Genomic DNA, 12,790 nt, shown 5'->3' on the forward strand with positions numbered 1-12,790 from the left:
GGGGTCAATGGTCGTCAGCGTCAGCGTCAGCAGAAGCCGGCAAGTCCATCCCAGACAGTGCCCGCCGGTGAGGCGTTGTCGCGAGTCACGGTCGCCTCGATCAGTCCGTAGGGGCGATCGGCCGCGAACAGCACGACGCCCGGGTTGTCCTGGCCGAACCGTTCGAGGTCGACGACGAAGTGGTGTTTGTTCGGCATCGAGAAGCGGATCTCCTCGATGTCGGGGCGCTCAGACAGCACCCGCTTTCCCATCACATACAGTGTGTTCTGCAGGGCAGACGAATAGTTCTCGGTGAACGCCTCGAGCATCAGCGCCTTGACCTGCTCGTAGCTTCCGTTGAAGTCCATCGAGCTGATGTCGAGGGCGCCACCATCGGCATCCGCCGTGTTGTAGCGCCAACGCGCCGCAACATCTGTCGACAGCACACGGTCGGTCGTCTCAGCGAGCGTCGTGTACTTGTCTTTCGGGTAGCCGACGAAACCAGACCGCGTGCTTTTCAGCACCGTCAGGTTCTTCAGACCACCGAGCACGTGCGTGCGGTCACCGTCGACAACCACCGCGGCCGTGCGGATGGCCTGGACGTTGCGAACGAACGAGTGGTCGTGCTCCACACCGTGCGCCCGGATGCGATCCCACGGGTACTGCTCGGCCTGCCACTGCCCGCCGGTCACCCAGTCGAAACCATCCACAAAGTGTTGGCTGAGACGCAGCAAGAACGCCTCGGGCGACCCGATGCCGTCGCGCGCGAACGAGAAGATCGTGTTCTTCTGCGTGTCGGTGGCCACGACGTGGCCGTTGTCACCATCGAGGTGGGCGGCGACGAAGTCTCCGCGCAACAGAGACGTGACGTTGAGGTCTTCGATCTCGTGATGGTCGGTGTCGCGCGTCAACCTGACCACGCGCACCTCGGCCTTGCCGTATTGACTCGGGCCGAGGATGATGTTGCTGCCCTGGCTTGTGGCACCGGCCGGTGTCGTGCTGCCGAGCTGGGGGGTCGCGGTGTCGGTCATGATCAGTTTCCTCTGTACGTCGAGTACGCGAACGGGCTCAGCAGCAACGGCACGTGATAGTGCAACTCCCCTGCGGCGACGTTGAATGTCAGGGCGACCTCCGGGAAGAACGTCTCTGTGGATTGCTCGTCGAAATATGCGCCGGTGTCGAAGGTGAGCCGATAGAGGCCGGCCGGCAGCACATCCGGCCCAAGCTGGGAGATGCGACCGTTCTCGTCGGTCACACCGTACGCGATCTCCTCCCATCCGTCGCCACGGCGGCCGTGCAGCTGCACGGCAACTCCAGACGCTCCGCGCCCGCGCGCCGTGTCCAAGATATGGGTCGTAATGAGTGAGCTCATGCGGTGATCAGTCCTTCCAGTCTGAGGAGTGCGATCTCTCGCAACTGCTCGGCCACGATGGCGTCTTCGTCTGCCGCACTGTTCTCGAGGCGCGTGTTCAGCGCCGCAAGAATCTGCTCGGCCGAACGACCGGCGGCTCGAATCAAAAATACTCGATCGAACTTCTGCTCGTAGGCTTGGTTGCCTGCCGCGAGCGCGGACGCGACACTCGCATCGTTCTCATCGACGCCCGACTGTTCTGCGCGGGAGTGCACTGCTTCGGCGTCGTGGCCGGTCGGCCGTTCGCCGATGCGCGGATGGTGCGACATCGCCGTGGCGACTTCGTCGACGGTGAACGGATGCGCACTCTCGCGTGCCGCCACGAGCAACGCGTCCAGGCCGCTGTAGGGTCGTGCGTCGGCGAGCTGCTCACACCACCGTGTGATGTCGAGGCAGGGGCGCAAAACGTCCATCGCGCCCGAACGGGGCGCGTCGTTGAATTCTGCAAGCATCATTGCTTGTACAACTTTCTCACCTGTGCTGGCATCCACGGTATCTGGCCCCGAAGGGCCGGACAATACTTTTCGTATCGTGGAACTGCCAGTTCAGTGTCCGTAGTTCAAATACAGCCGATCACTCGTCACTTGCGGCGGCTGCAATCTCATCGCCACATTATCACCGCCGCCATTTCTCAGCCGCGGCCGAGGCTCAGAGGCCGAGCGAGGTGCGCAACGCCGCCACATGGCCCTCGGCCGTGACGTTGTAGTGCGCGTCGACCAGCACCCCGGCGGCGTCGATCACGAACGTCGAACGCAGCACGCCCATGAATGTCTTGTCGCCGAAGGTCTTCTCGCCCCAGGCTCCCCACTGGTCAGCAACCGTTCCGCCGGCATCAGACAACAGGGGGAACGTGAGCGTCTCGGCGTTCGCGAACTCGGCAAGTTTTTCGACCGGGTCTGGCGAAATGCCGACCACCTGATAACCAGAGCCCTCAAGGCTCGCCAGGTTGTCACGGAAGTCGCACGCCTCGGTCGTGCATCCGGGGGTGAACGCGGCGGGATAGAAGTAGACGATCACGTTCTGTCCACGGAAGTCAGAAAGTGATCGCTCGGCTCCTGTGCCGTCGCGCAGTGTGAAATCGGGTGCCGTCTCGCCCACGGTCAGTTCGTTGCTCATTGTGTCTTCTCCTCGTGCCTCATCAGCTGTAACAACTTCTCTGGGATCATAATTTCTCGGCCAGGGAATCTTCGGTCGCGGTGTATTCGGTCGCGGTGTATTCGGTCGCGGTGTCTTCGGTCGCTATGTCCTCGGTCACCCCCGCCTACTTCGGTTACCCAAACTTTCAGGCGTCACGACGGATCAGCCGCCCGACCGGCACCTCTCCGTCGATCCTCTCCCCGCGCAGGTAGGTCGCACGCACCACGCCGTGCAACGCCTGCCCGTCGTAGGCACAGACCGCATTCTTGTGCTTCAACGTCGACGCGTCGACGGTGAAGGTCTGCTCGGGTGCGAACACCGCGAAGTCGGCGGCCGCGCCGACGGCGATCCGCCCCTTGTCTGTAAGGCCGACCAGGTCTGCGGGCCTCCACGCCATCCACCCGACGACCTGTTCGAGAGAAATGCCACGCCGCCTCGCCTCGGTCCAGACCAGGGACAGCCCCAGCTGCAGCGACGAGATGCCGCCCCAGGCCTCACCGAAGTCTCCGCCGTGCGGCTGCTTGAGTGCGACGGTGCTCGGCGAGTGATCGGAGACGATGCAGTCGATCGTGCCGTCGACGAGGCCCGCCCACAGGCGGTCCTGGTTCTCGGCGCCTCGGATCGGTGGGCAGCATTTGTAGGCGGTGGCGCCATCGGGAATGTGCTCGGCGGTCAACGTCAGATAGTGCGGGCAGGTTTCGACCGTGAGGGCGACGCCGTCCCGCCGGGCGGCGGCGATCTCGGGCAGCGCGTCGGCTGAACTCAGGTGCAGGATATGCGCCCGCGCCCCGGTTGCGCGAGCTGCGGCAATCACCGCCTGGATGGCCGTGACTTCCGCCAGCGGCGGACGCGAGTCAAGAAAATTGCTGTAGTGGCTGCCGGTGGGAGTCGGCGCGTGCGCGATGATCCCGGCATCCTCGGCGTGCACGATCATGCGCGCATCGACAGTGGCAAGCGTGGCCATGTCGGCGCGCATCTCCGCAGCATCCAGCGGCGGAAACTCGTCGACACCGGAGGCGAGCAGAAAACACTTGAAGCCGAAGACGCCCTCGTGATGAAGTGCGAGCAAATCGCCGCCGTTGCCCGGGATCGCGCCACCCCAGAAACCCACGTCGACGAAGACGTGGCCCGATGCCACACTTCGCTTGAGTTGGAGAGACTCGACACTGGTGGTGGGCGGGATGCTGTTCAGCGGCATATCAATGATCGTCGTCACACCGCCGGCGGCCGCCGCCCGCGTTGCCGAGGCGAACCCCTCCCACTCGGTGCGCCCCGGCTCGTTCACGTGCACGTGGGTGTCGACCAGGCCCGGGAGCAGGATCTCGTCTGATGCCAGTTCGATCATGCGCAACCCGTGCAGACCGGCGCGACGCGGTGCTGAATCAGGCGGCACAGGATCAATCGGTGCAGGATCAATTGGTGCCGAATCAGTCGGAGCCGTTTCGATCGGCACGATGGTGGCGATCACACCGTCTCGCACGCCCAGCTCAGCGGCGATCACACGGGCGCCGGTGCTGCCGTCGCCGACGAGAATGCGCGACCCGCGGATGACCAGATCGAACGGCTCCGACATCAGGTCAGCCGGATCTGCCGGTTGACGTCTTTGTAGAGCAGGTAACGGAACGGTCCGGGGCCCCCCGCGTAACACGCCTGCGGGCAGAACGCACGCAGCCACATGAAGTCGCCGGCCTCCACCTCGACCCAATCGTCGTTGAGACGGTAGACCGCCTTGCCCTCGAGCACATAGAGGCCGTGTTCCATCACATGGGTCTCAGCGAACGGAATCGTGCCACCCGGGGCGAACGTGACGATGTTGACGTGCATGTCGTGGGCAAGGTCATCCGGATCGACGAACCGCGTGGTCGCCCAGGCCCCATTCGTGCCCGGCATCTCCACCGGCTTCAGATCCTGATCACGGGTGACGAACGACTGCGCCGAATAGCCCTCAATCGCCTCGTACGCCTTACGCACCCATTGGAAGGTCGCTGGCTCGTCACCCTCATTACGCACCGACCACGTGGCCCCGGCCGCGAGATACGCGTAGCCGCCAGGCAGCAACCGGTGTTCGGTTCCGCCCAGCGTGAGCGTCAGGGCTCCCCCGGTCAGAAACACGACGCCCTCGACGCCCGCCTCCGGCTCCGGGTTCTCGCTGCCACCGCCAGCACCGACCTCGACGATCAGCTGCGCGAACGTCGTGGCGAATCCGGCGATCGGCCGCGCGATGATCCACGATCTGGTTCCCTGCCAGCCGGGCAGGTTGCTCGTGACGATATCCCGCAGAACCCCCTTGGGAATGACCGTGTACGCCTCACGCACCACTGCCCGGTCGGTCAACAGTTCGGTCTGGGCCGGATGGCCACCCGTGGGCGAATAGTAGGTGCTCATGGTCTCTTCCTTGCGTTGATTGTCACTGTATTGGGTAGCCACCGGTGAACTCACGGATGCGCCAACTTCTGCAACCGGGAGACGGGCACGGCGACGTCGCTCTCGATCTCCGCCGCGCTGATCGCGCCGCAGTCCAGGCCGCGGCAGACGAAGCCGGCGAGCGCCCGCGCGGTTGCGGGCTCGTCCATCACCGCGCCGTTCGCTGCGGCATCGCCAGCGGCATCGCCAGCGGCATCGCGCCCGGCATCGGCGGCCCGCAGGTAGTTGCGCAGTCGTGCGGCGCCCGCTGCGTAGCCGTCGCGGTAGAACGCGTACGTCGCGCTGAACCGTGAGGGGAGCTGGGCCGCATGCAGGTCCCAGCCCTGGTAGAAGCCGCGTTCCAGCGACCGCCGCACCAGCCTGCCGTGCAGTCGCCACGCGCCTTCGACGCCAGCACCGACAGGCATGACATTGGTTGAGCCATCCGAGAGCCGGATGCCGGTTCCCGCCACAGCGAGTTGCATCACCTCTTTCGCGAAGTCGGCGACCGGATGCTCCATCGACTGGTATTGAGCCGAGATCTCGAGCGAAGCGCTGTAGTCATAGGTTCCGTAGTGCAGTGCGCTGATTCGACCGGGTACGACATGTGCGAGCCGCGCAACCGGTGACGTGCCGTCTGCCCCGAGGATCAACTGCGGGGTCTCGACCTGCACCTCGAAACGCAGGCGCCCGGCCGGCAGCGCGTGCACCCGCTCGAGTTCGGCGACGGCCAGCGCCATCGCCTGCACCTGTTCGACGGTCGAAACTTTCGGAACCGTCAGCATCAGGCCACTCGGCAATTCGCCGGCCGAGGCCAAAGCCGTGACGAACAGGTCAAGGGTGCGCAGGCCACGGGCCCGGGTCGCAGCCTCGAAGCATTTGAACCGGATGCCGATGAACGGCGGCGCCTGACCCGTCGCGACGGCCTCGATGACCGCAGCCGCTGCAGCGAGCGCATCGGCGTCTTCGACCTCGTCTCCGCGGTCACCGTAACCGTCTTCGAAGTCGATGCGCAGGTCTTCGATCGGCTCCGACTGGAGTTTCGCGAGAACCCGCGGCACGACGGCGGCCGCACACGCCGCATCCTGCCCCAGAAGTGCGCTCAGCTTCTCAAGACCAGCCTGCACCTCGAGTGCGCCGTGCGCGTCAACGGCGGCCAACGCCCGCTCGCCCCACTCGGCGGGCAGTGACGGCGAGTAACGGTCGGCCGGCACGTAGACCGTGTGCACCGGTTGCCTGGAACCGTCATCGCCCGGGTAGTTCGTCGCGAGCAGGTGATCCGTTGATGCCAGCAGCGTGTCGATCTCGGCCAGCGCTGACGCAGACATCGCGCCGACGGCCGGTGCCGTCGAACCAGGGGCCGCCATCAGCCGAGCATTTCGTAGGCGGGAATGGTCGGGAAGTACAGTCGACCGGTGCGTGCCACAACCTCACGTTTCGCATCACGCGCGGCCAACAGCTCGCTGCGTTGCTGGTGGAAATGCCGCTGCCCCTGCTCGAGGAAGGCGGGCGCGTCTGGCGTGAGAATCTCTTCGGCACCCGCCGCCGTGGCCGCAGCTGCGGTGCTTTCGCCGACAATGGCTGGGTTGACAGCATCCACGCCTGCCGACGCGCCTGCACCACGTGCGTCTGCGCTGATCTCGATCGTCATGCGATGTGCCTTATCTGTTGCGGCGGCAGCGAGAGCCGTGACGGCCGCCGTTGGCCGAATGACCGAAAGAAACCTTTCCGTCTCTTGGAGACTATTGTCTGGCTCCGGGCATCTCAAGGGCTCCCCGTTGCGGCACGGGCACGGGGCTTCGAGACGAGGCTCGTTTGTCCGCTCCCCCAACCGGCGAGGCTGCTGGCCGGCGTTTGCGCAGACTCCGTTCCCTGAGGGGTCGCGCAGCGAACGTCTCAAGGGGTGCGCCCTGGCAATGGAAAGGCGCGAAACTCGTTCCTTGCCCGATCACGGAGCGCGCAACCGGCGCGCCGCCGACCGGGCAGGCTTGACCATTCGCTCCACGCGGCCCTACGATCCTCGTATCGCAATAATCTAATTTCGCGCCTCGGAATTCAGTTGTGATGGCCAGACTCATAGAGGTACCAGATGAACGAGCACCGTCGCCCAGTTTCTCCTCGCACCAACGAATCCGCCATCCCAAACACCGATGACGAGTCCACGAGCCGAGCCCTACCCGGCGTGACCGTGAACGGGCAACGTCAGCTGTTGGGTGATGTCGCCTCCCACACGACCGCGCTGAACTGGCTGCGTGACTTGGGGCTGACCGGCGCCAAAGAGGGCTGCGCTGAGGGCGAGTGCGGTGCCTGCGCGGTGATGGTGGCTTCACCCGACGGCGCGGGCGGCACCGCCTGGACATCCGTCAACTCCTGCCTGGTGCCGATCGCGGCCCTTGACGGTCAGGAGGTCGTCACCGCAGAGGGGCTCGGCTCCCCTGATGATCTGCACCCGGTGCAATCGAAAATGGCCGGCAACGGCAGCTCACAGTGCGGCTACTGCACCGCGGGCTTCGCGTGCAGCATGGCCACCGAGTTCTATCGGCGCGGTCGAAGCGAGCCAGAACCTGAGTCCCCCTGCGACGAACACGGACCAAACGGTTTCGACCTGCACGCGCTCAGCGGAAACTTGTGTCGATGCACCGGCTACCGGCCGATCCGAGACGCTGCGTATGCGCTTGGCGACCCCGACCCGGCGGACGCGCTCGCCCAGCGCCGCGACCGACCCGCCCCGGCCCCCGTCGCCACCGACCTGCGTGCACCGGATGGACGCTTCGTGCGCCCGGGCTCCCTCGACGAGGCGCTGGGTCTGATGGCCGAGAACCCGGGGGCCACGGTGATCGCCGGCTGCACCGACTGGGGCGTCGAGGTGAACCTTCGCGGGCGCCGCGAGGAGTTGGTCATCGCAATCGACCAATTGGCAGAATTGCGAACCCTCCGCACCGTCACCGGCACCAGCACCCCCACCGAAACCACCACTGGCAACACCTTCATCGAGATCGGTGCCGGGCTGACGCTGTCGGAGGTCGAACGCGACCTTGACGGACAGATCCCGCTTTTGACCGAGATGTTTCCGGAGTTTGCTTCCCGGCTCATCCGCAACCGTGCCACATTCGGCGGAAACCTCGGCACCGGGTCACCGATCGGCGATACTCCCCCCGCCCTGTTGGCGCTCGGCGCCCAGGTTGTGCTCGTCTCGCTCGACGGCGATCGCGAGGTGCCACTCGATGAGTATTTCACCGGATACCGCACTACTGTGCGTAAGCCCACCGAGCTGATCGGCAGCATCCGTATTCCGCTCCCGTTGGCCCCGATCACCGCGTTCCACAAGATCTCGAAGCGACGCTTCGACGACATCTCGAGCGTGGCGCTCGCATTCGCGCTGCAGGTCGATGACGGCATCGTGACCCGAGCAACGATCGGCCTCGGCGGTGTTGCCGCCACACCACTGCGCGCCTACGCGACGGAGGATGCCCTTCTCGGCACGAGGTGGGATGAGCAGACGGTCGCCCACGCATCCGCCGTGTTGGGGGCCGAAGGAACCCCGATGGAGGATCACCGCGCGAGTGCAGCGTACCGACGTATCATGCTGTCACAGGCACTTCCCAAGCTCTTCGCTCAAGCCGCTGAAGGTCGAGTCGATGCCGGTGAGGAGGTGTCGCTGTGAGCACGTTATCGAAACGCCCGGTGAACCCTGTGGTCGGCGCGTCCGAACCGCACGAGAGTGCCGTTGGTCATGTGACCGGTCGGGCACTGTACACCGATGACATCTCGACGGTGAGGCGGGATGCATTGGTCGCGTGGCCGGTGCAGTCCACGCAGGCTCACGCGCTCATCACCGCGCTGCGCACCGATCGTGCCCTGGCCGTTCCCGGCGTCGTGCGCGTGTTGACTGCCGACGACGTTCCCGGTCACAACGATGCCGGTATCTGGGGGGACGAACCCCTCTTCCCCACCGAGGTCATGTATTACGGCCACGCGATCTGCTGGGTGCTGGGCGAATCCACCGAGGCAGCACGTCTGGGTGCTGCGGCGGTCGAGGTCGAATACGAGACGCTGCCGTCGGTCATCACCGTCAGCGAGGCGATCGCGGCCGGCTCGTTCCAGGGCACCCCACGCGTGTCACGGCGCGGCGACATCGACGCCGCACTGTCGCAGGCGGCCCACGTCTTTTCGGGCGAGATCGAGACCAGCGGCCAGGAACACTTCTACCTGGAGACGCACGCCTCACTCGCCTACTATGACGAGGGCGACCAGTTGTATGTGCAGTGCAGCACCCAGAACCCGTCTGAGGCCCAGGCCGTCGTGGCTCACGTTCTGGGGCTGCCCCGCAACGCCATCACGGTGCAGTCGCTGCGAATGGGCGGCGGCTTCGGCGGCAAAGAGACCCAGCCACACGGTCTGGCGGCGGTCGCCGCGCTCGGCGCAACCCTCACCGGGCGCCCCGTGCGGCTGCGCCTGAACCGCACCCAAGACATCACGATCACCGGAAAACGGCCCGGCTTCCAGATGACGTGGACCGCCGGGTTCAACGATGACGGCTTGCTCGTCGGGTTGAAGGCAAGCATGACAGCAGACGGCGGCTGGTGCCTCGACCTGATGCAGGCGGTGCTCTCCCGCGCCCTGTGTCACTTCGACAACGCGTACTGGATTCCCGCGGTCGAGGTGCACGGTCGAATCGTGAAGACCCACAAGACCTCACAGACGGCGTTCCGCGGATTCGGCGGGCCGCAAGGCGTGCTCCTGATCGAGGATGTTTTTGGCAAGGCCGCGCCGGCGCTCGGCATCGACCCGGCGGAGTTGCGCCGCCGCAACTTCTACGCCCCCGGCCAGGCCACCCCGTACGGCCAAGTTGTGAAAGACGCCGAACGCATGCCGAAGATCTGGTCCAAACTGCTGGAGAGTTGCGCGTTCGAGCGGCGCCAGAATGAGATCGCGGCCTTCAACGACAGCCATGCGCACGTCAAGCGGGGCCTGGCAATCACCCCGATCAAGTTCGGGATCTCCTTCAACGCCTCCTTCTTCAACCAGGCCGGCGCACTCGTGCTCGTCTACCAGGACGGGTCTGTTCTGATCAATCACGGCGGCACTGAGATGGGTCAGGGCCTGCACACCAAGATGATCCAGGTCGCCGCGACCGCCCTCGGGGTGCCGCGCTCGGCCGTGCGACTCGCTCCGACTCGCACCGATAAGGTTCCGAACACGTCGGCGACCGCGGCGAGCACCGGCGCCGACCTCAACGGTGCTGCCGTCAAGAACGCGTGCGACCAGATCCGCGAACGGATGGCCGTGGTGGCCAGCGGCCTGCTCGGCGTCAACCCGGCCGATGTGCGCTTCTCCGACGGTGCCGTCACCGGTCTCGGTGCCGCTGAGCAGCTATCGTTCGCGGAGGTGGCCACGGCCGCCTATTTGCAGCGCGTTCAGTTGTCGGCTGCCGGCTACTACCGCACCGAGGGTCTGCACTGGGATCAGGAGAGCTGGACGGGTTCTCCGTTCAGCTACTTCGCGTTCGGCGCCGCCGCCACCGAGGTCGAAGTCGATGGCTTCACCGGGGCCTATCGCACCCGTCGGGTCGACATCGTGCACGACGTCGGCGACTCGTTGTCCCCGATGATCGACGTGGGCCAGATCGAGGGCGGCTACGTGCAGGGTGCCGGCTGGTTGACCCTGGAGGATCTGCGTTGGGACACCTCGAATGGTCCCACCCGCGGGCGGTTGCTCACCCAGTCGGCCAGCACCTACAAGATTCCGAGCTTCTCGGAGATGCCTGAAGAATTCAACGTCACGCTGTTCGACGAGGCGCACGAGGAGGGTTCGATCTACGGATCGAAAGCGGTGGGAGAGCCGCCGCTGATGCTCGCCCTCAGCGTTCGGGAGGCGTTGCGCCAAGCGGTCGGGGGTTTCGGCCCCGCCGGGCATCCGGTCACCCTCGCGTCACCGGCCACCCCCGAGGCCGTCTTCTGGGCCGTCGACGAGGCCAGGGCTGCGACACAGGCCGCGACTACACAGTCCGCCATGACACCGGGCACTACGACACAGGGCACTTCGACAGCGGCGGCCGTGACCACCGACAGCGAACAACCGCCCTCTCTCACGCCCGAGCGCAGCTCCATTCTCGCAAACCCGTGAGGCGGAGGCCGAGATGGATTGGCTGACTGCGGTCGGGCACCTGCGCGAGCGCGGTCGAGACGGTGTGATCGTCACGGTGATCTCCTCGCGCGGGCACGCTCCACGGCGAGCCGGGGCGAAGATGGTGGTCTCCTCCACCGAAGCCTGGGACACGGTCGGGGGTGGCAATCTTGAGGCGACGGCGATTCAGCGCGCCCGCACGTTGCTGGCCGACGGCCTGGCCACACCGCAGCTGCTCACCGTGCAACTCAGTGAGAAGGCCCCGGCCGAGTACGGCGTGCAATGCTGCGGAGGAGAGGTCACCATGATGTTGGAGCCCATTCGGATTCGGCCGGCAGTCGCCATCTGCGGGGTCGGCCACGTCGGTCTTGAACTGGCGCTGATCCTGTCCAGGCACGATGTTCAACTGCACCTGATCGACTCGCGCGAAGAAATGCTGAGCTCAGAACGGCTGGCCGCGCTCAAGGGTGGGGTGGCGAGCATCCATGTCCATCACTCCCCCGTGCCCGAGAGCGCGCTTCACGAACTGCCTCCTGACACGCACGTGCTCATCATGACGCATGACCACTTGGAAGACCTCGCCCTGTGCGACATGGCGCTCAAGACGCCCGGGCTCAGCTCGATCGGCCTGATCGGCTCACATTCCAAGTGGCGTCGCTTTCAGCTGCACCTCGGCGAGCTGGGCCACACCGCGGAGGAGATCGAGCGAATCACGACACCGATCGGCATCTCCGGTATCACCGCCAAGGAACCCGCGGCCATCGCGGTCAGCGTCGCGGCGCGCCTGCTGCAAATGTTCGAGGCCTTGGCGGCTGCCGAGCGCGCCACGCATGAAGCCGCGCTTGGTGCAGGGCAAGCGTAAAAGTCCCTCAGGCGTAGTCATCGCTGGCATCGACACCGCGCCCCTGCTGCGGTTTCTAGTATTCGATGCGCGATTCCAGATTGGTCCACTGCTCGAACGGGGCGGTGGGGGTGGGCGCATCCGTGCCGACGGGAGTGTATTGCACCACCGGCATCGAGCGCTCGGCGACGGGCTGATCGAAGAACTCATAGAATTCGGCGTCGTCGAAGCCGACGGCCGCCGCATCGTGGCGATCGGCGGCGAAGACCACGCTGTCGACGCGCGCCCACAGTGCACTCGCGAGGCACATCGGGCACGGCTCACAACTCGTATAGAGCGTGGCCCCCGTCAGATCGAAGTTCTCGATGCCCGCGCAGGCCGCGCGAATAGCCGTCACCTCGGCATGGGCTGTTGGATCGTTCGTCGCCGTGACCCGGTTGAGTCCCTCGAACTCGCGGCCGTCAGCGGTGACGATGAGGGCGCCGAACGGGCCCCCGCCGTTGTCGACGTTGCGAATCGCCAGATCGATGGCGCGGCTGAGGTACTTCTCTTGTTTTTGCGGAGATTCCACGTTGAGGCTCCTTGGCTCGTGCCGTTGCGTTCGGTCGACCTGGCGAGAAGATCCTGCTCTGACCCACAGACGCAGCTGCACTGAAATTGGTAGTTCTGAGCGTAGCGAGTTCGGAGCGCATATGGGCGCCATACCGCGCAACTGTGCCATCCCGCTGGTCGAGGGGTCGCGCAGCTGGGCCGGGTCAACACGGGTGGGTTTCGAGACGATCCTCCTCCGTCGGATCCCTCAACCAGCGGAAAAAGCGAATCCCTCCACCCGCGGAAAATGCGTGCCCCTCCACCCGCGGAAAAAGCGAATCCCTCCACCCGCGCAAAGTCCG

At 65.5% G+C, this 12,790-nt stretch carries 12 protein-coding genes; 3 read left to right on the forward strand and 9 right to left on the reverse strand.

Annotated features, from left to right (window positions below; genetic code table 11):
- Window positions 1-26: 26 nt before the first annotated feature.
- From pucL to DL891_RS13180, 8 genes are all read right to left on the reverse strand, one after another.
- Complete coding sequence (gene pucL / locus DL891_RS13145; protein ID WP_111720879.1) at window positions 27-1,010, reverse strand: factor-independent urate hydroxylase; 984 nt, start codon at window positions 1,008-1,010, stop codon at window positions 27-29.
- 2 nt (window positions 1,011-1,012) lie between these two features.
- A complete protein-coding gene (gene uraH / locus DL891_RS13150) occupies window positions 1,013-1,351 on the reverse strand; it encodes a hydroxyisourate hydrolase (protein WP_111720880.1) in 339 nt (112 codons plus the stop codon).
- Window positions 1,348-1,845 (reverse strand): 2-oxo-4-hydroxy-4-carboxy-5-ureidoimidazoline decarboxylase, encoded by a 498-nt coding sequence (gene uraD, locus DL891_RS13155; RefSeq protein ID WP_111720881.1) that lies wholly within the window; start codon window positions 1,843-1,845, stop codon window positions 1,348-1,350. Before uraD ends, uraH begins: the two co-directional genes overlap by 4 nt.
- Before the next feature lie 193 nt (window positions 1,846-2,038).
- A complete protein-coding gene (gene bcp / locus DL891_RS13160) occupies window positions 2,039-2,506 on the reverse strand; it encodes a thioredoxin-dependent thiol peroxidase (protein ID WP_111720882.1) in 468 nt (155 codons plus the stop codon).
- A gap of 166 nt (window positions 2,507-2,672) precedes the next feature.
- Window positions 2,673-4,100, reverse strand: a complete 1,428-nt coding sequence (gene allB, locus DL891_RS13165) for an allantoinase AllB (protein WP_198668896.1) — start codon at window positions 4,098-4,100, stop codon at window positions 2,673-2,675.
- A complete protein-coding gene (locus DL891_RS13170; protein ID WP_111720883.1) occupies window positions 4,100-4,912 on the reverse strand; it encodes a bifunctional allantoicase/(S)-ureidoglycine aminohydrolase in 813 nt (270 codons plus the stop codon). The genes allB and DL891_RS13170 overlap by 1 nt, the downstream gene beginning before the upstream one ends.
- Window positions 4,913-4,962: 50 nt before the next feature.
- Complete coding sequence (locus DL891_RS13175) at window positions 4,963-6,297, reverse strand: aldolase (protein WP_111720884.1); 1,335 nt, start codon at window positions 6,295-6,297, stop codon at window positions 4,963-4,965.
- Entirely contained in the window at window positions 6,297-6,581 is a 285-nt protein-coding gene (locus DL891_RS13180; protein ID WP_111720885.1) for a hypothetical protein, read from the reverse strand. Before DL891_RS13180 ends, DL891_RS13175 begins: the two co-directional genes overlap by 1 nt.
- A gap of 438 nt (window positions 6,582-7,019) precedes the next feature.
- On the opposite strand from DL891_RS13180, the gene DL891_RS13185 reads away from it, so the two are divergent.
- The 3 genes from DL891_RS13185 to xdhC are packed head-to-tail and all read left to right on the forward strand — an operon-like array spanning window position 7,020 to window position 11,918.
- A complete protein-coding gene (locus DL891_RS13185; protein WP_111720886.1) occupies window positions 7,020-8,594 on the forward strand; it encodes a xanthine dehydrogenase small subunit in 1,575 nt (524 codons plus the stop codon).
- Entirely contained in the window at window positions 8,591-11,056 is a 2,466-nt protein-coding gene (gene xdhB / locus DL891_RS13190; protein ID WP_111720887.1) for a xanthine dehydrogenase molybdopterin binding subunit, read from the forward strand. Before DL891_RS13185 ends, xdhB begins: the two co-directional genes overlap by 4 nt.
- A gap of 13 nt (window positions 11,057-11,069) precedes the next feature.
- Window positions 11,070-11,918, forward strand: coding sequence for a xanthine dehydrogenase accessory protein XdhC (xdhC, locus tag DL891_RS13195; protein WP_111720888.1), 849 nt, complete (start codon window positions 11,070-11,072; stop codon window positions 11,916-11,918).
- Between the two features lie 55 nt (window positions 11,919-11,973).
- On the opposite strand, the gene DL891_RS13200 is transcribed toward xdhC, so the two are convergent.
- Window positions 11,974-12,468: a nucleoside deaminase gene (locus DL891_RS13200; RefSeq protein WP_232819167.1), complete on the reverse strand. Its 495-nt coding sequence runs from the start codon at window positions 12,466-12,468 to the stop codon at window positions 11,974-11,976.
- Between the last annotated feature and the right edge of the window lie 322 nt (window positions 12,469-12,790).

This window comes from Homoserinimonas sp. OAct 916 (genome assembly GCF_003260275.1).
GTDB lineage: Bacteria > Actinomycetota > Actinomycetes > Actinomycetales > Microbacteriaceae > OACT-916.